The following is a 20709-nucleotide window of genomic DNA, read 5'->3' as shown; positions in this document are numbered from 1 at the left end:
ACCGCCCCCTTTTCCCGTTCTTTCATTCCCCGTCGAGCGTCATCCCCTCGACCACCGCGAACTCCTCGTCGCCGTCGAAGCGCCGAGGGTCGAACGCGTCCGGTATCGACGCCTGACCGTCGTCGAGCACCGCCTCGGCGAGTCGCTCACCGATTGCCGGCGACCACATGAAGCCGTGGCCGTGCCAGCCGGCGGCGACGTAGACGCCCTCGGCGACCGCGCCGACGAGCGGGTTCCGGTCGGGGGTCGCCCCGCAGAGGCCGGCCCACGCGCGGTCGAGTTCCGGGTCCGTCGCGTCCGCAGGCACCGGGTCGCCCGCATCGCCGACCGTCGTCCGGTGTCGAACCGCGTCGAGCGCGTCGGCGACGAACCAGTCGTCCGCGGTCGGGTCCCAGTCGTCGGGGTCGGGTTCGACAGGTTCGACGCCGTCGCCGGCGAGGACGCCACCGGGGTGCGGCCGAAGGTACGACTCGGCGGTCGCGTCGTAGACGGTCGGTCCGCGGTAGTCGCAGTCGGCGACGAGCGCCTGCGCCCGGTAGGGCTTGAGCGCGATGGGGAGACCGGCGTCGACCAGCAGGCGGCGCGAGTGGACGCCGGCCGCGACGACGACGGCGTCGAAGCGGGCGGACACCACGTCGTCGACGGCGACGCCCGGCGGGTCCGTTCGGAGCGACACCGCGTCGCCGACGCGGAACTCGACGCCCGCGGACTCGCACTTCTCGACGAACAGGTCCGCGTAGGCCGCCGGGTCGGCCCAGCCGGCGTTCTCGGCCAGGCCCGCGAGGAGCACGTCGTCGGTCCGAATCGGGAACCGGTCGGCCAGTTCGTCGGCTCCGACGAGCGACACCGCGCGGTCGTGGACCCGCATTCGCTCGACCGACTCTTCGAGGGCCGCGGCCGCCGCGTCGTCGCCCTCGCGAGCGAGAAAGACGTAGGGTGTCTCGTGGAAGGTGAACGCTCCCTCGCCCGAGAGGCACCGGAACCGGGCCATCGCGTGGTCGGCGACGGCCACGTCGATGTCCTCCGCGTAGGCGTCGTAGCAGATGCCGGCGGCGCGGCCCGTCGACCCGCCGCCGGGGGCGTCGCGTTCGAACAGCGTGACTCGCGCCCCGCGCTCGGCGAGGTCGAAGGCGGTCGTCAGGCCGACCGCGCCCGCGCCGACGACGGCGACGCGCGCTGATTCGTTCATACCCCGTCTGCGTCGGCGAGCGACTTGAATGGCCGCCGCTCGCGGTCGTAACGTCGGTCGAGACCCGCGCGGCGCGGTCGCTCAGGATGTGTAGAGAGACGGGGTAGGTCGGCCGGCCGTGGCCCACGTGGAAACCACGTGGGTCCGAAAGGAGCCACCCGACCGTGCCGTCACCTGTCCTCTCCGGCGACCGCGTAAAAGGCCTCCGGTGCGAGTTCGGAGACAGGGCGGGCGGCGCGCGAGCGGCGCGCCGGACTACTCGGCGAACTCGTCGACGCCGCGGGCGGGATAGCCGACCACCAGGTCGATGCCGGCGTCGCGGAGGTCGTCGATTCGCCGGCGCACGTCGGCCACGGAGCCGATGAGCGCGTAGTCGCGCGAGGCCTTCAGGAGCACCTCGCGGGCGCGAGCCTCGGCCGAGGCGTCGGTCGCGGCGTCGTCGGGGAGCGCGCGAGCGACGGGACGGCGACGGGAGACGTACGCGCCGACGGCGTCGAGAATCTCGTCGTCGTCGTCGGTGAGGGCGGTCGGGGCGTAGACCGCGATTTCGCCGTCGAAGCCGGCGGCCCGGAGCGCCCGAACGTCCCTGCGGGTCGACCGCGAGAGGAGTTCGTACTGGGTGCCGCCGGCGGCGAGGGCGATTCGTTCGATACCCTCGGTGCCGACCCACGCGTCGGGCGCGCGCTCTCTCGCGGCGCGGAGTCGGGGGGCGACCGCGCGACCAACCTCGTCGTCGGTCAGATACGCGCCGTGGCCGGCCACGAGCACCTGCCGAATTCCGTCGGGGAGCCACTCGTACAGCGAGTCGTCGCCGAGCGGGTCGAAGCCGTCGGCGCGGACCGGCGTAGTCAGTCGAACTTCCTTTTCGGCCGTGAGTTCGCGCAGCACGTCCTCGTCGGGGAGTCGCTCGCGGCCCTCGTAGTCGATAGCCACGATGTCGAGCGGGACCGACAGCGCCTCGCGCACGTCGCACTCGGCGGGCTTGAGTGCGACAGCGTCCAGACCGGCTTTCGAGACCGCACGCTCGGCGGTCAACATACTATCACCACAGAAATTTCAGTACCGTCGCGGAACGCGATCCATCGTCTGTGCGACCATGTGAGAACGGATAGCGCGGAGGAGGCCAAAACCCTGTCGGTGACGGCGATGCTGGCTCTCCCGGCGTCGTTTATATACCCCGTTTCGAAGCGGCGGCGAGCGGCGTCGAAGCGCGTGACGACTCGTCTCACGGCGGAATACCGATGGTTCGTCCGTCGTACCGCCACGATTGTATTCAGGACGCAATTCTAAATTCGAAGTAGTAGTCGAAACTGAATCGTGACAGCCTCAGACGCCCGTTTTCGGTGATTCCCAGTTCTATAGATTCGGAAATCGCGTCGCCGTTATATGGGGTTCGCGGCCGACGATTCAGATGTAAGGTGAACCGAGATGAGCGCTAACGCACAAATCGAGATGCTGGGGAACAGGATGGACTTCGACTACTCGCGGGGCGTCACGGGCTACGTGCTCGTGTTGACCCGCCTCATCACCGGGTACTGGTTCCTCCACGCGGGCTGGGGGAAGATAACCGGTGAAGCGTTCAACGCCGGCGGCTACCTCGCGAACGCCCCCGCCGCCTCGCCGCTGCAGGGCTTCTTCGCGTGGGCCGCCGCGACTCCGTGGCTCCTCGACCTCACGAACATCATGGTTCCGTGGGGCGAGTTCCTCATCGGCCTCGGGCTCATCGTGGGTGCACTCGTCCGGCTCGCCGCCTTCTTCGGCGGCGTCCTGATGGTGTTCTTCTACCTCGGGAACGCCGACTGGGCCCACGGCGTGGTCAACGGTGACCTGTTCGGGCTGATGATGTTCGCCATCGTCGGCACCCTCGCCGCGGGCCGCATCCTCGGCCTCGACGCCATCATCGAGAAGATGGAGTTCGTCCGCCAGCGCCCCGCGCTCAAGTACCTCCTCGGCTGAGGGGGTACTCGGGGGGGCAGAAAGGGAGTTGCCGTGGGGACGACGACACGCTGACGCTGTTTTGTTTTTCGGAACCGACTCAGACACCGCGAGCGGGCGCGCTGGGGGCAGTGAGCCGAGGAGAACGAGACGTCGAGTGGGGACGCTACACCGGGTAGTCCGCGTCGGGGTCGACCACGCGGTCGACCTCCTCGGGGGCCCGCCAGTCGGTCGTGAGTTCGAGCAGTTGCACGAGCATCCGCCCGGTCGCGCCCCAGACGGTGTAGCCGTCGACGTGGAAGAAGTGGAGTCGAATCTCGCCGTACTGCGGGTGGTCGCGGCGCTCCGACTCGTAGTTCGCGCGGTCGGTCAGGTCGTCGACCGCGAGCACCGCGATTTCGGCCACCTCGCGCTGGTCGGGTTCGTACTCGCGGTCGGGCACCGTGGCGACGAACGGGGAGACGGCGTAGTCGGTCACGGTGAGGATATCGTCGAGTCGGCCGTGGAAAGCCGCCTCCTCGGGCCGGAGCCCGATTTCCTCGTTGGACTCGCGGAGCGCGGTCGCCCGCAGGTCGGCGTCGCTCGGCTCGCGCCCGCCGCCGGGAAAACTCATCTGGCCCGGATGCTCGCCGAGGTGGTCGGCGCGCTTGGTAAACAGGATGTGCGGCCGCTCGTCGCGGAACACGACGGGGGCGATGACGGCCGCCCGCCGGCCCGCGTCGACGGTCACCGGTTCGTGTCGGGTGACGCCCGCGAGGTCCATCGTCACGATTCGTAAAGAGATGCCGAGACTTAGGCCTGCCCCTCCGCGTCCAGCGCGGCGTCGAGGCGCTCGCGAATCGACCCGACGTCGGTGTCGGCCCACGCTTCGAGGTCGTACGTCACGTCCAGCAAGCGGGCGATTTCGTCGTCGTCGCCCGTCTGCACCGCGCTCGCGGCCGCCGCGCGGAGACGGCTTTCGACCTGCGTCGCCAGTTCGTCCCGCGGCACCTCGCGGGTGGGGTAATCGAGGATGTGCGGCAGGTCCTCCGCCCGGTCGGGGAGCGTCGGAAACGCCATCGGCCCGACCGTCAGGAGTTCCGCGTCTGTCTCGTCGTCCTCGTAGGGGACGAGGTAGTAGGCGTCGACCGCGTCGGAAATCGCGCCCGAGAGGGCGTTGCCGTCGGTTTCGCGGCCCTGCTTGAACGCGAGTTCGTCCAGCGCGGTCTCCAGTTCCTCGCGGGTGAGCGCCCCGAAGAGGTCGACGACGCCAGCGAGGTCGTCGTAGGTCGCCTCGCTCATCGACCCGCAGCCTCCCGCACGTCGTCGAGGTCGTCGCTCGCGGCGGCAAGCACCTCGTCGGGCGACAGCGACGTGTCCCGCCACGCCGGGAGCCGCGTGTCCTCGCCGGGCTTCGAGATGGCCTCGGCGTAGGTGGCGACCTGCTCGCGCTCGTCTGTCCGGTCGTAGTCGAAGCCGTTGAACGCCGCGTCGGCCGCGTACTGCTCGACCAGTCTGTTCCCGGCCTCGCGGTAGCGCTCCGCGAGCGTGTCGAACTCGACGGTTCCGCCGTGTTCCACGACAGCCCGGAGGAGCGTCCGCCCGACCGACTCGCTCATGTCCGAGAGGCCGGTCGGCCCGCTCACGGAGCGGTGGTCGTGTTCGTACTCGCCGAGGTCGACCTGCGCGCTCCGGTCGAAGCCGGCGTGGGCGAAGGCGTCCCCGAGGGTGCCGACTTCGAGGCCCCACTTCCGCGGCGACCGCATCCGCAACGCGAGGTCCGAGGTGGCCGCGAACTCCCCCGCGAGGGCGTACCGGAACGAGTCGAGATACCGGACGATGGGCGCGTCAGTCTCGTCCTCGAGCGCCCGGACGAGCGGGGCGTAAAACAGCCTGAACAGCCGGCCGTAGAGCCGCCCCTCCTCGACGCGGGCGTAGTAGCCCTTCGAGAAGTCGTGGCCGTGCGCGAGCGGGAACAGGAGCCGCGGGACGTAGCGCTCGTCGTAGGTCTTCGTGTCCGCGTCGTGGACGACGACGTACTCCTCGCGGGCGGCGCAGCCGAGCGCGAGCCACACGTCGCGGCCCTTGCCCCGCTCGCCGTCGAGGCCGTGGGAGTCGAGGAGGTCGGCGACGCGGGGGCCGTCGCACCACAGCACGTCGAGCGGTAGGTCGTACTCGTCGAGCCAGTCGGCGAACGGGGCGACCCGGTCGGCGGGCGCACGGAGGGGGACGACGACCCGCGCCGGCGAGAGCGACTCCAGCGTCGAGAGCACCCGCTCGGCGGCGAGGCCGGCGTACTCTCGCTCCGTCATCGGCACGACCACGGCGGCGCGGTCGGTCGGGGCGTCGGGGACCGCGCCGGAGAGGTCGTGGAGCGTCGTGACCCGCTCTTGTACGTACTCCATCGTGTCGGTCGTGGGACCGGGCGAGCAAAAGTGCGGCGAGAGCCGAGCCGGCTGCCGGCTTCGCTCCGGGAGCGGACGGGCGGTCAGGGGGGTCAGTTCGGGATGCGCCCGGCGCGCTGGAAGACGATGAGGCCCGTGACGACGACCGCCAGCCCGACCGAGAACCAGAAGAACACCTCGTCGAACGCGTAGCCGAAGTCGGTCAGGGTGCCGACCACGCCCGACCCGCTGGCCTGGAATATCATCATGCCGAACGAGTACACCGAGTAGGCGCTCCCGCGGCTCTCGTCGGGCAGCGTGTCGAGCAGGTAGGCGTCGAGCGCCGGAAAGAGGCTGTGGATGACGTAGCCGACGACCGCGGTGACGACGACGAGGCCGACGAGGCTCGTCGTCACGGTCAGGACGAACACCGAGACGACGAAGGAGACGAGCACGCCGAGGATGTACGGGATGCGCGGCAGCTTGTCGGCGAGCCGCCCCGAGAGGAAGAACGCCGGCACGCCCGCGCCGAAGATGACCGTCAGCATGTTGCGCGCCGTCGTCGCCGGCAGACCCTTCGACACCATGTACAGCTCGTAGAAGTTGAACAGGCCCTGCCAGACGAAGCCGGTGAAGCCGAGAATGACGATGCCGGTGAGGATGACGCGCCACTCACTCCGGGCCGCGCCGAGGAGGTCGCGGTCGGCCGCGCCCGCGTCGGGGAGGTCGGTCGAGCGGGCCGTGAAAAAGAGCGCGAGGGTCACGACGGCGGCCGCGAGGCCGACGCAGACGAAGACGAGTTGCCACGCCGCGGAGACGAACGGGAGCCGGGGGACGAGGTCAGGACCGACCGCGAGGACCAGCGTGACGAAGGGCGCGACGCCGACGGCCGCGAGCTGGCTGGCGGTGCCGTGGATACCCATCGCGCGGCCGACGCGGTCGGGGAACAGCTCGCTCACGAGCGGGTTGGCGGCGACGAAGTACGCGCCCGAGGCGAGACCCATCGAGACCGCGCCGACCATCAGCGTCTCGACGGTGGTCGCGCTGGCGGTCACGCCCGAGGCGACGACGAGGACGACGCCGGTCCCGAGCACCACGCGGTGTCTCGGAACGCGGGTGAGGAGCCAACCGGTCGGGACGCGGAGGACGGCGCTCCCGAGCCAGACGAGGGTGGCGACGATGCCGACGGTGGCGCGGTCGACCGCGAAGAACGTGATGAACTCCCCGAGAAGCGGTGCGAAGACGACCCGCGCGAGGTTGACGAGCAGCACCATCCCGCAGAGCGTTCCGAAGAGGCGGCCACGTGACACGGACGGAACCGCGCGCCGCGGGGTCACAACACTTTCGACTGAGCGGGGTCGTCGGCGTGTCGTGCGGGCGAAAACGGGGGTCGTCGTCGGGTTTTTATGTTCGTTGCACAAACGGACACCTATGAAGACAACGCGGAAGGGGCTTCGAGACGGGGAGTTGGAGAAGGATACCTACGGGCGACTGACCTGTTCCGAGTGCGGCGAGTCGCTGAAGAAGAAAAACGACCCGGACGAGGTGTTTTCCCTCCGCATCTGCGCCGACTGCGGACGGGAGTGGAAAGAGCTCAGATAAGACGAACCGACCGACAGCGGACGCCCGACGGGAATCGGCGGCCGCTCACTCGAACACCGAATCGAACGTCCGCGCCCCGAGGGGGTCGAACGTGCCGGCCGCGATGTTCTCCGCGACGTGTGCTACCGACGACGCACCGACGAGCGCCGCGGTCACGCCGGGCGCGCTCCGCGAGAAGTTGAGCGCCCGCTGAGCCGCCGTGTCGCCGGCAAGCACCGAGTTCACCGACGCCGGAATCTCCGCCGCGAGGTCGCCCTGCGCGAGGCTGGCGCTCGTGAAGGCGTGCAGGCCGTGTTCGTGGGCGTACCAGAGCGCGCTCATCGCCTCGCCCGCGTCGGTGTCGTGGGCCTCGACGGTGAACGCGTCGGCCATCACGACGTTGAACGGGAGCTGAATCGCTTCGAGCGAGTGCTCGTCGTTGCCGACAGTGCCGGCCGCGCGCTCGGCCCGACGGACGAGTTCTGGGAGCGACAGGTACGCGTCGTGGTCGGGCGCGACCCGGAGCGCCTCCCACGTGGCGACGCCGTAGCGGCCGATGTCGTCAGCGGCGACCCGGCGTTCGAGGACCTCGAAGGCGGCCTCGATTCGGTCGTACACCGTCTCGCGGTCGGCGACGGCCAGTTGCGTCTCGGGGTTGTGCAGGTAGTAGCAGTCGACGTGGTCCAGTCCCGTCAGGTCGAGCGACCGGTCGACCATCTCGTCGACGAACGCGGGCGCGATGGTGTGGCTGCCGTGGGCGAGTTCGTCCGGTTCGGCGAGACCGGCGTCGAGGACCGTCTCGCGGACGTACGCGCCGGGGTCGTCGGGGCGCTCGCGGTCGAAGGGGACGAACCCGGCCTTCGAGGCGACGACGACGGCGTCGCGGTCGACGTCGGCCCCGCGGACCGCGTCGCCGACGACCCGCTCGGCGCGGCTGTGGCGGTAGTTCGACGCGGTATCGACGAGGTTGACGCCATGTTCGAGCGCGGAGACGAGCGACTCGCGGTAGCGGTCGTCGACCGCGTCGGTCGGCTCGCCGAGGTAGGTTCCGATGCCGATACTGGAGACGACGCCGGGGCCGAACCGGCGGTAGAAGGTGCGGCCGAAACTGTCACCGAACCGGTCGCGGTAGGCCCACGTCGCCCGTCCTGTAGCCATGGCCGGGGCTACGGCGGCCGACGGTTAAGGGCCACCGGTCCGGGTTCGGAGAGGGCCGCCAGCGAGTCAGATATCGCCCGACAGCGCCTCGAACACGTGTTCGATGAGTTCGTCGCGGGCGATGGACTCGCCGTTGCCGCCGTCGGTGACGGCGTCGGGGCGGATTATCTGGCCGCCGCCCATCCGGGCGTGGCCGCCGGCGCTCGACCCGCGGTAGTGGTCGAGGGCGGCCTCCAGCGTCCGACCCATGTGAACCCGGTCGTCGCGGGAGCGACCCGAGAGGTAGACGTTGCTCTCGCGCTCGCCGCAGACGACCGCCGCGGTGACGCCCTCGAGTTGGATGAGTTCGTCGGCCGCCTGCGGGATGGCGTCGACGTTCGAGATGGTGCCGATGTCGGCGACCGCGAAGGGACCGCGCACGTCGCGGCCGGCGATGGCCCGCGCCTTTGCCTCCAGCACCTCGCGGGAGACCTCGGGATTGGCGATGCGGTCGAGGTGGTCCTCGTTGACGCCGGGGAAGAGGAAGCCGGCGGCGTCGAAGTCGGCGGCCGAACAGCCCGCAGTGAGGTGTTTGGTGTCCGTGAGAATCCCGTAGACGAGGCCCGTCGCGACCTGCGAGGGGACGGTGTACGAGGCGTTCACCTCGCTGGCGTGCATGTCCGGCGGGACGGGTTTCGCGCCCACGTCGCGGAAGTACTCGGCGACGATGCTCGAACACGCGCCGTAGTCGGTGCGCACGTCGGTAAACATCTCACCGGTCCCGTCGCCGGGGTGGTGGTCGACGACGGCGTAGGGGAGGACGCCCTCTGCCCCCGCGAAGCCGCGAGGCGCGTTGTGATCGACGAGGACGACCGCCTCGGCGGCGAGGTCGCTCACGTGGTCGATAGGGTCTAAGTCGAGGTCGAGAACGGTACGAAACGCGCGATTTTCCTGGTGTCGAATCTGGCCGGCGAACTGGATGGTCGGTGTGGTACCGACCTGTTCTGCGAGACAGGCTACGCCGATCGCCGCGGCCATGGCGTCGGGGTCCGGGTTCGGGTGCATGAGGACGGCGACCTCGTCGACGTCCTCCAGCGCCTCGGCGAAGCGCGTGCCCATCGGCCGCTTGAAGCGAATCGCGGCGTAGACGACGAGCGAGAGGGCACCGAGCGCGACGACGAGCGCCGCCGCGATTTCGGGGTGCGCGCGCACGAACGAGTCGATAGACTCGAAGATAGCACCCGTATCGAACTGCCCCACCGGACCGAACATACACAACACGACCGGGGCCTACCGTATGAATATTCCCCCTAATCGAGTTGTCCTGATTGACAGAATTTCGGGGAGTCGAACCTGTCGCCCCCCGAATACGCTCAGTCGTCGCCGGCCCGGTAGGCGTCGATTGCCGCCCGGTAACCCTCGCGATACGTCGGATACGCGAACGAATAGCCGAGGTCGCGGAGGCGGTCGTTCGAACAGCGCTTGCTCGTCAGGATGCGGCGACGGGCGGCCTCCGAGAGGTCGCCGACGTCGAGGCGTTCTTCTTTCGTGCGCTTCTCCGGACGCGGAACGCCGCACTCGTCGGCCAGCCAGTCCGCGAACTCGTGTTTCGAGACGGGTTCGTCGTCGACGACGAGGACGGTGTCGTCGCGGGCGCGGTCGGTTTCGAGGAGGTACGCGACGACGCCCGCGGCGTCGTCCCGGTGGACCATGTTGAGGTAACCCGCGGTGACCGGGCCGTTCAGGTAGCGTTCGAGCCGGTAGCGGTCGGGGCCGTAGAGCCCGGCGAACCGGGTGACCGTTCCCTCGACTCCACGCTCGGCGGCGTACTCGCGGGCGACGCGCTCGGCCTCCGCGAGGACGCGCGTCTTGTCGGTCGTCGGGTCGAGCGGCGTCGATTCGTCGACGAAGTCGCCGCCGTGGTCGCCGTAGACGCCCGTGCTCGACGTGTAGACGAGGCGCTCTGGCGGCGAGTCGCGCGCGGCGAACTGGTCGATTGCCGTTCGGAGACCCTCGACGAAGACGGCCCGGGCGGCGTCGGCTCCGCGGCCGCCGGAACTCGCGGCGAAGACGACGTGGTCTACGTCGGGGACCGACGCCAGCGCGTCGGCGTCAGTCACGTCGGCGCGGACCGCTTCCGCACCGGTCGCTTCGACGGCGGCGAGGCCGTCGTCGGAGCGGCGGACGCCCCACACGTCGTGGTCGTCGGCGACGAGCGTGCGTGCGAGTTCGAGGCCGACGTAGCCGCAGCCGAGGATGGCGACTCTCATCGTTCGTTTCGGACGGCGATGACGTGGTAGATGGCGGCCAGTTCGTTCAGCGTGGCGGCCGTGCGGCCCTCGATTGCCTGTTGAATCTCCTGTCCGGAGAGGTCGAGGTCGACCTCGGCGGCGAGCGAGTCAACGTCGAGGATGCCGCTCGTCATGCCCATGAGGAGGTGGTCGCGGAACTCCCAGATGATGGCGTCGGCGTCGGGGTTGCCGTCGGCGAGTTCGAGAACCGCGGCGGCCTGTTCGAGCGTGAGGTCTAACACGCCGTTCGAGAGCGCGGCTTCCGAGACGCCGGCGGCCTCGGCGGCCGTCTCCGACCCGGCGGCGGCGACTGCGCGGCGAATCTCGTCCTCGTAGGCGGCTCGCAACTCGTCTGCCGAGAGGGTTCCGGGCTCCGCGGCGGCGTCGTGCAACATACACCGCGATTCGGCGTTCCGGCGGCAAAACGGTTGCCACTCGGGTCGTATTGGCGGCTACCCGTCCGCATGGCAGTCGGCCGCGACGGTGCATCCCGGTCCGCCCTGCCACCCCTCGGAGCGCTCGTCCGCGTCGCCGTCGATGTCGCCGACGCCGACGCCCGACGGAGGAACTGCGACGACGATTGTCGTCTCAGCGTCGAACGTGACGCGGTCGCCGTGGCCGACCGTCTCCGCGACGCCGTCGCCGTCCCAGTCGAGAGCGACGGTCGAGCCGTCGCGGGCGTACGTGAGGGATTCGGCGTCCCCGCGGGCGTGGACGCGGAACTGCGCGAACTCGCCGGCGACTTCCACGTCCCAGACGTTGACCGTCGCGTACCAGTAGCCGGGGACGGGCGCGACCGGCATCCCGGCGGGGACGCGCTTGAACGACGTATCGAAGCGGGAGTCGAGCGTGTCGTTCACGCGGTCGGTGACTGCCTTCTCGGTGGCGCGCATCGCCGCGTCGGTCGCCATGTCGGCGACGGCCTGCTGACGGGCGGTCCGCGTCGTCTCGACGGTCCGGTTCGTGAGCCGCTGTGAGACCGTCGTCGAGCGGTCCCGGCGGACGGTTCGGAACGCCTCGTCGAGGCGGCGTTCGAGAAGGTCGGCCTCGACGGTTCCCGCGCCGGCGGCCTCGACGGCGATTGCGCGGCCCGCGGAGCCGTTCGTCACCGCCAGGGCCCGGTGGGCCGGGTCGTCCCACTCGCCGAGCGCGCGCTCCAGAATCCGCTGGCGCTCCGTCACCGAGCGGTCGGTGTGCGCGCGCAGCACGTCCTTGGCGGCCTCTTCGGCGGGAACCGTCGACCGGTCGACCGCGATTTCGAGCCTGTCGCGCCGGTCGGCGAGCGTCTCGTTCGTGCCGTTCGTCGCCGCGAGCGTCGAGTCGGCGGCGAGGAGCGCGCGGGCCGCGACGCGGAGCGGGACGCGGCGGTTCGCGCCGAACACCGGTTCGAGGACGGTGTCGACGGCGTCGCCGTAGGGGAGCGTGAACAGGTTGGTGTTTCGGGCGACGAGCGGGTGGTAGGTGCCGCCGCGGGAGACGGTCGGCACCGCGGACCCCGAGAGGCCGCCGAGCGAGAGATACATCGGGTCCGCGTCGGGGACGAACCGAACGCCGGTTTCGTTGCCGGTTCCGTTCGCGCCGTCCGCTCGGGTCTCGCCGAGCGTCGCGCGAGCGACCTCCTCGGCGCGGACCGCCTCCGAGAGCGACCCGAGGTTCGCGTCCGTACTCGCGTCGTCGGCCGCGCCGGTCGCCGCCGCGGTCCGGTTCGCCCGGCGGTCGAGCGCCGCCAGCACGCGGTCGAGGTACGCGGCGCGGACCGCGACGCGCGCCCGGTCGGAGACGCCGTCGTAGGCGGCCGGGGCACCGACGAGTTCGAGACGGTCGGCGCGGAGGTCGGACGCGAGTTCCGCGGCGGGGTTCACCTCGCCCGCGGCGACCCGCCGAGCCGACACCGTCACACTGCGGTTTTTGACGCGGTCGGCGAGCGCGACGAGGTCGGAACGAATCCAGCGGTCGAGGCCGGGAGCCATCGGTACGGTCGTCTGCTGTCGGGCGGGCGCGTCGCCGTCGGCGACGTCGCGGGCGAGGTCATCGAAGCCGCCGCGGGTCGCAACCGCGTCTTCGACCGCGTCAGCGGCCGCGGCGAAGTTCTCGCCGTCGAGCGCGCCGCCGGGTTCGACCGCCGGGTCGAGAGGTCGTTCCGGGGCGGAAACGGCGGCCGGGTCGACGACGGCCGCGAGGTCGACGCGCGTCTTCGTCTCCGTCGTTTCTTCGGTGTGGAACGTCTCGTTGCCCCGACGCCACGTCCGAGTGGTCGTCTCGCTCGTCGTCACGATTCGGGAGCCGGCGTCGACGACGACGGTATCGGCTTCGAGCGCCGGCGTTCGCGTCGCCACCGTCTCGACCGACGACGACGTCTCGGTCGCGGTGTCGACGAGTTCCCATTCGGTTCCGAGGTCGACCGGCGGGTCGTCGCTGTGGGCGATGACGGTCGCGTCGGCTTCGATTGCGGTGGTGGCGCGATGGGCGTCCGCGACCACGTCGTCGGAGGCGGGCGCGTCACCGTGGCCGTCGATGAGGCCGACCAGCGCGTGGTCGGCCGCAGAGCCGACGGAGGCGTTGATGGTCCGGTTCGTCGGAATCTCGTTCGCGACCGACTCGGCGGACGGGTTCGGTGCGGGAAGCGCGTTCGCCAGTTCGGGCGCGGCCGGAACGCCGGTCTGCGAGAGCAGGCTCCGGGCACCGGCGCGGACGGCGGCGCGCCCGGTCGCCCCGCGAGCATCGGCGTCGGTGGTTCCGAACGCCTGCTGTTCGGCGAGCAGGACGCCGGCGTTCGTCGCCAGCGCGGCGTGGTCGTTCGAGACGACGTTGCCCACGGGCGCGCCGGCGTACTGGCTCCAGCCGCGGGTCCACGCCGAGGCCCACAGCGCGGTCGTCACCGTCGCGTCGAGCGTCCCGCCGTCCAGCGCGTTCGCGTCGAGGCGGCGCTCGAAGGCCTCGGTTCGGTCGTGGAGCGCGAGGACGGGCGTCCGGACGCCGGCCGTCACGGTGACGGACTCGGCGGCGACCGTGCGACCGCCGCGAGCGACCTCGACCGAGACGTTCTCGACGGTCGCGACGAGGACGGTCCCGTTCTCGCGGCCCGAAATCGAGACGCGGTCCATCGCGTCGCGCAGACTCGACTCGTTCGTCGGTCGCGGCAGGGTCACAGTCGCGTTCACGTCGCCGCGGGCGACCGAGACGGCCCGAAGCCGCTCGCTCGCGGCGAGAGCGATGCGGAGTCTGAGGTAGTCGCGGAAGGGGCGCTCCTCCGAGAGCAGTCGCCCGACGGTCGTATTGGCGGGCGAGATGACGGGGTTCGCCGCGGCCTCGCGCGCCGCGTTGCCGACGGCCGCGCGAACGGCGGCGTCGGCCTGTGCGGTCGCGCGGTCCATCGCGTCGTCGACGCGGCGGTCGGCAACGGGGTCGTGAGCCGAGAGCGCGCCGGAGAACGTCGCGCTCCCGACGAGGAGCAACACGCCGAGCAGGGCGAAGGGAACCCGACCGCGGTCGTCGTCGGCGAGTCTCACGCCGACCACGTCCTGACGACGATAGTGACGCGTCCGACCGAGACGGCCTCGGCGGCGGCGCGCGGGGTGTCGTACCGGGCGCGCATCGCGTCGGCGAAGCGCGGGGCCAGCGCCGCCGCGAGGTCAGCGTTGGCGGCGCGGGTCTCCTCGCGGGCGACTTCGGGCGCGACGGAGGCGTTCACCAGCGCGCCGGCTCGTTCGTACCGGTGGGTCATCAGCGTCGAAACCGGCTCGTCGCCACGGAGCGCGAGGCGGGCGAGCGCGGGCGGGAACAGCCCGGCGACGGTCCGGTTCGCAGCGACGCGAGCGACGGCGTCGAAGCCGTCGTCGCTGGCGGCCACAGCGTCTTCGCGCGCCGCGGGGAACCCGCTCGGCACGTCGAGCGTCGCGGAGTGAACCGTCGACGACGACGTCGGTTCGGGTCCGAGGGAATCGGTCGCGCGGACCGGCGCACCGGGGAACGGCGTCCACGCGACGGCGACAGAGACGCCGCGAGTCGGAAGTTCGGAGGCGGCGCGGGCGGCGGTCCGGTCCCGGAAGTCGTCGCGGGCGCGGGTCAGGCGAACGCCGTCGACGGTGACCGCACCGAGCGTCGCGCGGGCGAGGAGGCCGGCGAGGCTGCCGTGCGCGGTTCGGTCGAGTTCGCGGGCGTCGACGCCGCCAGCATCGAGGAGCGACGGGTCCGCGGCCTCGACGCCGGGGGCGAGCGAGTAGGTGACCGTCGCGGTGCTCGTCGCCAGCGACGAGGCGACCCCGTCGGCGTCGATAGCGGCGGTGTCACGGTCGATTCCGGTGTCTGCGCCGGCGTCCGCAGTGACGACGAGACCGATGCTCGCGCTCACGAGCAGCAGGCAGACGGTCACGTCGAAGACGAGGTCGGTCATCGCCACACCTCGACGCGGAGCGTCCCGAAGCCGACGCGACCGGGTTCGACGCGAACGCTGACCCGAGTCGAATCGGCGTCGGCGTCGGTAGGCGCGGCGGGGCCGACGGCGCGGCGGTCGCCGTCGACCGCGACGACGACGCGGCAGGAAAACCCGTCCGGACAGGCGTCGAACGCGTCCGAGAGCCGGGAGCTGACGACCACGCCGGAGTCGTCGGTGAGGGCGGACTCGACGTTCGACAGCGTCGCCGGCGCGAGGTCGCGTTCGGCGGTCGGCAGCGAGTCGTCGAGGACCGTCGCGTAGCCCGAAATCGCCGCGCAGACGACGAACAGCGCGGTGAGCGCGGCGACCGGCGAGGTCTGTGCCCTACGCCGAGACGACGGTGACATCGGTTCCCTCCCAGATGACGTGGCGGACGACGAGCGGTTCGCTGGCGGGCCGCCACGAGGCGTTCCGGTCGCGCGCGGTCTCTGCCGCGGCGGCGAACGCGGCGGGCGAGTCGAAGACGGCGCTCGGGGACGCGCCGGCGGCGACCGACCCGAGTCGGGAGTCGGGCGTCGCCGGTGTCACCGGGCCAAAGACGAACGCGGCGTGCGCCGCGCCGCCGTCGTTGCGGAGGCCGATTCGGTGCGAGCCGAGACGGATGGCGTCGGCGTCGAGTTCGTGTTCGGCGGTCGCGTCGTACTCGGCGACGGCCACGGCGTCGACGGCGTCGGCGACTCCCGAGGCGTCGGGCGCGGGCGTCGTCGGGAGGCCGGCGACCGCCCCGACGAGGACGGTCGCGGCCACGGAGAGCGCGGCCCACGTGTAGAGCGTATCGAGCGGTGCGTCGAGCATAGACCGGGGTGGCCCCGTCCGGGTATATAAACCTCAGCACGGGACGGCGACGGAACCGGAGCCGGTGACGAGCGTCCCGAGGACCGCGACTTAGACGAGCGTTCCCGCGGCGGCGAATGCGACTGCGAACGTCGTCGTCGCCGAGACGAGCGCGCGGCCGACCCGTGAGGCCACGAGATGGCGGTCGAGGCCGTGTTCGACGCCGACCGAGAGCGTCGTCAGGATAACCGCCGAGAGGAGGACGTACGCGCCGACGGCCAACCCGAGGTCGGCGGTCGAAAGCGGCGTCGCGACGGCCGTCTGGTCGAGCGTCTTCGCAGGGGCCATCCCGTCGGCGAGCGCGACGGTCGCACCGGCGACGAGCGGCCCGAAGACGGCGGCCGTGTTCGACAGCGTCTCCGTGACCGAGGCGAGTTCGCGGCGGGCCTCGGCGTCGAGTCGGGAGAGCGCCGAAAGTTGGTCTGCCATCGAGACGATTGCGCGACCGGCGGGGCGACCCTCGCTGGCGGCGAGGCCGAGGAGCGTCGCCACGCCCGCGACGCGGGGGCTCGGCGTCGATTCGAGAACGCCGTACTCGCCGCGGAACGACTCGACGACTCCCACGCGGAGGCGACGCTGGACGCCGACAGCCTCGTCGAGCAGGTCGCCGGTTTCGCCCGGGATGGAGGTCGCTGCACGGGCAAGCGCGGATTCGACGGCCTCGCCCTCGTCGACGGCGCGACCGACGAGGTAGAGCGCGTCGGAGAGGCCGTCTTCGACCGCGCGGACGCGGGCTCTGAGCGCCACGACCGGGCGGGCCGCGACGAAAAGCCCGGTTCCGGTCCCAAGGCCGATGGCGGCGAGCGGCGCGAGCCACGGCGCGACGAGCGCGTCGGCGGCGACGAAGCCGGTGATTCCAGCGACTGCGCCACCGGCGACGCCGAGAGCACGGTGGTCGTCGACCGCGGGGTGAGACGCGTCGACCGAGAGCGGTGCGAACGCGACCGGCCGCCGAACGAGCACCCATCCGACCGCGGCGAGGAGACAGGCGGGAAGCGCCACGTCGTAGACGAAGGCGACGTGCCCGGCGGTGACGCCGACGCCGGCGACGCGGGCGGCCGGGAGCGCGCCGACCAGCGCGAGCGGGAGCAGGACACCGAAGGCGTAGACCGCCGTCACCGGCCCGCGGACGGAGCCGACGAAGTCGGCGAGGCGGTCGCGGGTCCCCTCGCGGACGACCTCGTGGGCCCGGTCGAGCGCCCGGTCGCGCTCGCCGGCGGGAACGTCGGCGGCGGTCTGCAGGAGCGCGGTCGAGCGGTCGAGCGCCGGGAACCACGTGCGCCACGCGTCGGCGAACTCGGAGAGCCCCGCCGTCGGTGTCCCGCGGGCGCGGTCGACGTGTGCGGCGAGCGAGGCCGAAAGCGGGTCGTCGTCGCCGTGCGCGGCGAACGCGCTGGCCCGCTCGACCGAGGGCTCGATGCGCATCCGGAGCGCGATACGGCCGACGAGTTCCGGCGCGTTCCCGAGCGCCCGCGTCCGGCGGAGCGTCGCCAGCCAGACCGGGAGCGTGTGAATCGCGTGGGCCGCACCGAGCGCGGCCGCGAGCGCGACGAAGACGACCGTGACGGCCGGGAGTCGAGCGAGATGGGCGACCAGTCCGCCGAGTAGTCCGGCGGGAAGCGACGAGCCGTAGCCCGCGGCGACGACCGTCTCGGGGGCGAGATTCGAGCCGAGAAACGCGAGCGACCGACGAAGGTCGTCGCTCGGCTCGGCGTCGATTGAGTCGGGCGAGAGCCGCGCGAGCGTCGTCGCGCCCGAGTGAAGTATCCGGGTCGAAGCGGAGTCCACTCCCGCTCCCGTGCTCGTGGTCGTGTCCGGAGTCAGCATCCCGAACCACGCTCCGTGCGGGCGGCGGCGATGTCGTCCGGCGTCGTTCGTCCCGTGTCAGCCAGCGATTCGAGACGCGCAGCGCGAGCGTCGAGCACGTCGAGTACGTCCGCGTACGACTCGCCGGGACGGGCCACGGATTCGACCGCGAGACTGTCACCGCGCGCGACCGACCCCGTCGGTTCGAGGGTGCGTCCGTCGTGTTCGAACAGCGTCTCGAACGTCGCGTCGTCGCCGACGGGCCGGACCTCCTCGACGCGTGCGACTCGGTGGGCGTTCGCGCGCTCGCAGGTGACGACGAGGTCGGTCGCGGCGAACGACGACGCCGGGACGTCGAGGTCGGAGACGACGCGCTCGCGCACGTCGGCGGCCCCGTCACCGTGAATCGTTCCGAGGACCGCGTTGGCGCTCGCCCCGACGCGCATCGCCTCGTAGAGGACGGCGGCTTCCTCGCCCCTGACTTCGCCGAGGGCGAGCGCGCCATCACCCAGCCGGAGCGCCGCGTGAAGCGCCTCCTGTGGCGTCGGTTCGGGGCCGCCGGTCGTGTCGGTTCGGAGCGTCTGGACGTCGCGGTCGGCGTCCAACAGGCTCGACGCCGGAAGCTCCGGCGTGTCCTCGATGAGCACCGTGCGAACGTCGCGCGGGAGTTCCCACAGGAGCGAGCCGAGGAACGTCGTCTTGCCGGCCCCGCGCGACCCGGCCACGAGGACCGAGGCACCGCGTTCGACCGCGAGCGAGCAGAGCGCCGCGGCCTCGGCCGATAGCGTTCCGTTGGCGACGAGCGCGGGGAGCGTCAGCGGCGTCTCGTCGTGGCGGCGGAACGCGAAGCCGAGGCCGTCGCTGGCGGGCGCGGTCACGCCCGCGACCCGAACGGTCGCGCCGCCTGCCTCGACCACGGTATCGAGCGTCGGGTCGGCGCGGGAGAACGACGCGCCGCTCACGCGACGCAGGCGGGAGGCGAGCGACTCCGCCCCGCCGGGAGCGAGGCGGACGTTCGTCGGCATCGAGACGCCGTCGGCGACGACGCGAATCGGATTCTCGTCGGCGGGCGTCGAGACGTACACGTCCGAGACCGCGGGGTCGGAAAACAGGTCGTCGAGGACGCCGTGTCCCGCGGTGTGCTTCGCCAGTATCGCCGCGAGCGTCTCGACCGGGTCGTCCGGGTCGGCGACGAGTCTGACGGCGCGGCCCGGCGCGCGCGGGCCGGCGTCGACGGCACCGCTGGCGAGTCTGTCGTGGGCGGCTTCGAGGGTCCGCGCCGCGCGCTGGTTGAGCGTCGATTCGGGCGGCGTAAGGTGGTAGACGGGTCCGCGAGCGCTCTCGTACCGGCGGGCGACCGCGCCGGTGTCGAGGTCGGTCGCTCCGACGAGTCGCCCGTCGGTCGGCGGTCGCGGGTCGACGCGGGAGCGCGCGAGCGTCGGGCCGACGACCGCCCGGAGCGCGTCACCGTAGTCGGCGCTTCGAGACGTGCCCTCTGCGAGTCCGGTCTCGATGGCCGCGCGGCGGACCGGTCCCGCGCGACCCGTCGCCTCGTGGGCGGCCCCGAGCGGATCTTCACGGGCGCGGTCGGCGAGGCGGTCGTCGCGGAAGCGGACGCGTTCTGCGAACCGGCCGGCGGCGACGAGCAGGCCGGTCGCGGCGTCGTCGTACCGTCGTTCCAGTCCGTCGGCGCGGACGACGAGTCGGTCGGCGTCGCGGGTTTCGAGCGCCTCGACGACCGCCGCGCGGCAGGCGGGTGAGGTCGGGAGCGACCCGCGGTGCGGGCAGGTTCCGGCATCGACCACGAGTGTCACGGTGTCGTCGTCGGGGCGGTCGGCGGGCGTCGAGAACGCGGTCACGCAACCGCACTCCGCGGCGGAATCGACCGACGTGCCGCGCCCACCGGTCGCGTCGGTGAGGCGGTCACCGAGCGCGTCCGGGAGCGCCGCGGCGACGGTTTCGGAGAGGGAACCGGTGGAAGAGGAGTCGAGGGGCATACGGGGGCGTGGTCCCGTCCGGGTATTTGAACCTACGCCGCCGGCGGGTCGGCCGTCGCGGGGGCGATGACGACGACCGAACCGCCCGCGTCAGCTTCGAGTGTCAGTCTGAGGCGGTGTTCGCCCGGTCCGAGGACGAGTCGGTCGCCGACGACGCGAATCCGGGGACCGCCGACGCGACGGACGACGGTTGGGCCGGCGGCGACGCTCGCCGAGAGTTTGACGCCGTCGCCGCCGCGAACCGCGAGTTCGGAGACGCCGGCGGCCCGCCACGACCCGACGGGAACGTCGAGGACGACGTGACGCCGCGCGCCCGCGACACCCGCCGGTGTCGGGTCTTCGGCGGCCGCGAGCGCCGTCGCGGCGTGCGCGATGTCGTCGGCCATCGAGCCGATTTTCACGGTCGTCGCGTCCGCCCGCGCCGCGTCGGCCGCCGGGAAGACGACGCCGGCGATGGCGACCGCGAGGAGACACGCGAGGACGACGCGAATCACAGCGCGTCGCGGAGGCGGGCGGCCAGTCCGCGGCCGGCGGCATCATTCCGGGAGTCGGTGGCACGGGTGCCGGATTTGCGCCTGGAAGTACCGCCGCGCCCGTCGGCGGGTCGTTCGGCGTGCGAGGCCGCCTCCGCGGCGAGCGTGTCGGCCGACTGCGACGGCGCGGGAGACGCCGTCTCGTCGACGAGGTCGGCTTCGAGCGATTCGGCCTTGGCGAGCGCGGCGTTCGCCCGGCGCTCGACGTCCTCGTTGACCGCGCGGACGCCGCCGAGATAGCCGCGCATCGCCTGCGTCGCGGCGTCCATCTCGTCGAGGCGCTCGGTGAGCGACCCGACCGCCGATTCGAGTTCGGAGACCCGACGCTCGACGGACGCGAGGTCCTCCAGCGACGAGAAGTCGGCGTCGCCGTCGGTGATGGTTCGCTCGACCGCGTCGAGTCGTGCGGCGAGGTCGGCAGTGCGGTCGGAGGTGTGGTCCACCGCGACCGGTTCGCGGGAAGCGGGCGTTCCGGTGTCTGTGTCACCGTCAGCGTCGAAGTGGACTGAGTCGGCTGTCATGGGGCGGTCTGGTCCCGTTATCCCTGATAAAGCTCCGGGGCCGAACGGGGTTCGACCGGCCGAACAGTTCTCCCGTGGGGAACGTTC

20 protein-coding genes are annotated in these 20709 nt (G+C 71.7%); 2 read left to right on the top strand and 18 right to left on the bottom strand.

What is annotated here, in order from left to right:
- Positions 1-22: 22 nt before the first annotated feature.
- On the bottom strand, positions 23-1189 hold the full coding sequence (locus C457_RS03965; RefSeq protein WP_008092206.1) for an NAD(P)/FAD-dependent oxidoreductase: 1167 nt from the start codon (positions 1187-1189) through the stop codon (positions 23-25).
- A 255-nt stretch (positions 1190-1444) separates the two neighbouring features.
- Positions 1445-2227: a DUF7388 family protein gene (locus tag C457_RS03960; protein ID WP_008092205.1), complete on the bottom strand. Its 783-nt coding sequence runs from the start codon at positions 2225-2227 to the stop codon at positions 1445-1447.
- Positions 2228-2656: 429 nt separating this feature from the next.
- Between C457_RS03960 and C457_RS03955 the strand changes: the two genes are divergently transcribed.
- Positions 2657-3145, top strand: coding sequence for a DoxX family protein (locus C457_RS03955; RefSeq protein ID WP_008092204.1), 489 nt, complete (start codon positions 2657-2659; stop codon positions 3143-3145).
- Positions 3146-3290: 145 nt separating this feature from the next.
- On the opposite strand, the gene C457_RS03950 is transcribed toward C457_RS03955, so the two are convergent.
- From C457_RS03950 to C457_RS03935, 4 genes are all read right to left on the bottom strand, one after another.
- Positions 3291-3887 carry an NUDIX hydrolase gene (locus tag C457_RS03950; protein WP_008092203.1) on the bottom strand — a complete coding sequence of 199 codons (597 nt, stop codon included), beginning with the start codon at positions 3885-3887 and terminating at the stop codon, positions 3291-3293.
- 29 nt (positions 3888-3916) lie between these two features.
- Complete coding sequence (locus C457_RS03945) at positions 3917-4405, bottom strand: DUF7109 family protein (RefSeq protein ID WP_008092200.1); 489 nt, start codon at positions 4403-4405, stop codon at positions 3917-3919.
- On the bottom strand, positions 4402-5508 hold the full coding sequence (locus tag C457_RS03940; protein ID WP_008092199.1) for a hypothetical protein: 1107 nt from the start codon (positions 5506-5508) through the stop codon (positions 4402-4404). Before C457_RS03940 ends, C457_RS03945 begins: the two co-directional genes overlap by 4 nt.
- Before the next feature lie 92 nt (positions 5509-5600).
- Positions 5601-6761: an MFS transporter gene (locus C457_RS03935; RefSeq protein ID WP_008092198.1), complete on the bottom strand. Its 1161-nt coding sequence runs from the start codon at positions 6759-6761 to the stop codon at positions 5601-5603.
- 157 nt (positions 6762-6918) lie between these two features.
- On the opposite strand from C457_RS03935, the gene C457_RS20545 reads away from it, so the two are divergent.
- On the top strand, positions 6919-7089 hold the full coding sequence (locus C457_RS20545) for an HVO_0758 family zinc finger protein (RefSeq protein WP_004972738.1): 171 nt from the start codon (positions 6919-6921) through the stop codon (positions 7087-7089).
- 45 nt (positions 7090-7134) lie between these two features.
- On the opposite strand, the gene C457_RS03930 is transcribed toward C457_RS20545, so the two are convergent.
- The 12 genes from C457_RS03930 to C457_RS03875 form a co-directional block, all read right to left on the bottom strand.
- Complete coding sequence (locus tag C457_RS03930; protein WP_008092196.1) at positions 7135-8226, bottom strand: aldo/keto reductase; 1092 nt, start codon at positions 8224-8226, stop codon at positions 7135-7137.
- A 66-nt stretch (positions 8227-8292) separates the two neighbouring features.
- Complete coding sequence (locus tag C457_RS03925) at positions 8293-9477, bottom strand: DHH family phosphoesterase (protein WP_008092194.1); 1185 nt, start codon at positions 9475-9477, stop codon at positions 8293-8295.
- A gap of 101 nt (positions 9478-9578) precedes the next feature.
- A complete protein-coding gene (locus C457_RS03920) occupies positions 9579-10475 on the bottom strand; it encodes an SDR family oxidoreductase (RefSeq protein ID WP_008092192.1) in 897 nt (298 codons plus the stop codon).
- Positions 10472-10891, bottom strand: coding sequence for a DUF5791 family protein (locus tag C457_RS03915; protein ID WP_008092190.1), 420 nt, complete (start codon positions 10889-10891; stop codon positions 10472-10474). Before C457_RS03915 ends, C457_RS03920 begins: the two co-directional genes overlap by 4 nt.
- Positions 10892-10948: 57 nt before the next feature.
- Complete coding sequence (locus tag C457_RS03910; RefSeq protein WP_008092188.1) at positions 10949-14014, bottom strand: DUF7286 family protein; 3066 nt, start codon at positions 14012-14014, stop codon at positions 10949-10951.
- Positions 14002-14889 (bottom strand): DUF7284 family protein, encoded by an 888-nt coding sequence (locus tag C457_RS03905; RefSeq protein ID WP_049913398.1) that lies wholly within the window; start codon positions 14887-14889, stop codon positions 14002-14004. The genes C457_RS03910 and C457_RS03905 overlap by 13 nt, the downstream gene beginning before the upstream one ends.
- On the bottom strand, positions 14886-15278 hold the full coding sequence (locus C457_RS03900; protein WP_008092186.1) for a DUF7285 family protein: 393 nt from the start codon (positions 15276-15278) through the stop codon (positions 14886-14888). The genes C457_RS03905 and C457_RS03900 overlap by 4 nt, the downstream gene beginning before the upstream one ends.
- Complete coding sequence (locus C457_RS03895; protein WP_008092184.1) at positions 15256-15726, bottom strand: DUF7283 family protein; 471 nt, start codon at positions 15724-15726, stop codon at positions 15256-15258. Before C457_RS03895 ends, C457_RS03900 begins: the two co-directional genes overlap by 23 nt.
- Before the next feature lie 90 nt (positions 15727-15816).
- The gene (locus tag C457_RS03890; RefSeq protein ID WP_049913374.1) at positions 15817-17592 is read right to left on the bottom strand and encodes a hypothetical protein; all 1776 of its coding nucleotides are present in this window, start codon (positions 17590-17592) and stop codon (positions 15817-15819) included.
- Complete coding sequence (locus C457_RS03885; RefSeq protein ID WP_008092180.1) at positions 17586-19568, bottom strand: type II/IV secretion system ATPase subunit; 1983 nt, start codon at positions 19566-19568, stop codon at positions 17586-17588. The genes C457_RS03890 and C457_RS03885 overlap by 7 nt, the downstream gene beginning before the upstream one ends.
- A 32-nt stretch (positions 19569-19600) precedes the next feature.
- Complete coding sequence (locus C457_RS03880; RefSeq protein ID WP_008092177.1) at positions 19601-20062, bottom strand: DUF7311 family protein; 462 nt, start codon at positions 20060-20062, stop codon at positions 19601-19603.
- Positions 20059-20622: a DUF7310 family coiled-coil domain-containing protein gene (locus C457_RS03875; protein ID WP_008092170.1), complete on the bottom strand. Its 564-nt coding sequence runs from the start codon at positions 20620-20622 to the stop codon at positions 20059-20061. The genes C457_RS03880 and C457_RS03875 overlap by 4 nt, the downstream gene beginning before the upstream one ends.
- Positions 20623-20709 lie beyond the last annotated feature (87 nt).

This window comes from Haloferax prahovense DSM 18310, assembly GCF_000336815.1.
Classification (GTDB): domain Archaea; phylum Halobacteriota; class Halobacteria; order Halobacteriales; family Haloferacaceae; genus Haloferax; species Haloferax prahovense.
This window is presented reverse-complemented; position numbering and strand designations above follow the sequence as displayed.

Coding starts and splice junctions, on each gene's coding strand:
- C457_RS03920 (WP_008092192.1), bottom strand. CDS start 10,475: ATGAGAGTCGCCATCCTCGGCTGCGGCTACGTCGGCCTCGAACTCGCA.
- C457_RS03935 (WP_008092198.1), bottom strand. CDS start 6,761: ATGGTGCTGCTCGTCAACCTCGCGCGGGTCGTCTTCGCACCGCTTCTC.
- C457_RS03905 (WP_049913398.1), bottom strand. CDS start 14,889: ATGACCGACCTCGTCTTCGACGTGACCGTCTGCCTGCTGCTCGTGAGC.
- C457_RS03875 (WP_008092170.1), bottom strand. CDS start 20,622: ATGACAGCCGACTCAGTCCACTTCGACGCTGACGGTGACACAGACACC.
- C457_RS03900 (WP_008092186.1), bottom strand. CDS start 15,278: ATGTCACCGTCGTCTCGGCGTAGGGCACAGACCTCGCCGGTCGCCGCG.
- C457_RS03925 (WP_008092194.1), bottom strand. CDS start 9,477: ATGTTCGGTCCGGTGGGGCAGTTCGATACGGGTGCTATCTTCGAGTCT.
- C457_RS03885 (WP_008092180.1), bottom strand. CDS start 19,568: ATGCCCCTCGACTCCTCTTCCACCGGTTCCCTCTCCGAAACCGTCGCC.
- C457_RS03960 (WP_008092205.1), bottom strand. CDS start 2,227: ATGTTGACCGCCGAGCGTGCGGTCTCGAAAGCCGGTCTGGACGCTGTC.
- C457_RS03940 (WP_008092199.1), bottom strand. CDS start 5,508: ATGGAGTACGTACAAGAGCGGGTCACGACGCTCCACGACCTCTCCGGC.
- C457_RS03915 (WP_008092190.1), bottom strand. CDS start 10,891: ATGTTGCACGACGCCGCCGCGGAGCCCGGAACCCTCTCGGCAGACGAG.
- C457_RS03965 (WP_008092206.1), bottom strand. CDS start 1,189: ATGAACGAATCAGCGCGCGTCGCCGTCGTCGGCGCGGGCGCGGTCGGC.
- C457_RS03895 (WP_008092184.1), bottom strand. CDS start 15,726: ATGCTCGACGCACCGCTCGATACGCTCTACACGTGGGCCGCGCTCTCC.
- C457_RS03955 (WP_008092204.1), top strand. CDS start 2,657: ATGGACTTCGACTACTCGCGGGGCGTCACGGGCTACGTGCTCGTGTTG.
- C457_RS20545 (WP_004972738.1), top strand. CDS start 6,919: ATGAAGACAACGCGGAAGGGGCTTCGAGACGGGGAGTTGGAGAAGGAT.
- C457_RS03890 (WP_049913374.1), bottom strand. CDS start 17,592: ATGCTGACTCCGGACACGACCACGAGCACGGGAGCGGGAGTGGACTCC.
- C457_RS03945 (WP_008092200.1), bottom strand. CDS start 4,405: ATGAGCGAGGCGACCTACGACGACCTCGCTGGCGTCGTCGACCTCTTC.
- C457_RS03930 (WP_008092196.1), bottom strand. CDS start 8,226: ATGGCTACAGGACGGGCGACGTGGGCCTACCGCGACCGGTTCGGTGAC.
- C457_RS03950 (WP_008092203.1), bottom strand. CDS start 3,887: ATGGACCTCGCGGGCGTCACCCGACACGAACCGGTGACCGTCGACGCG.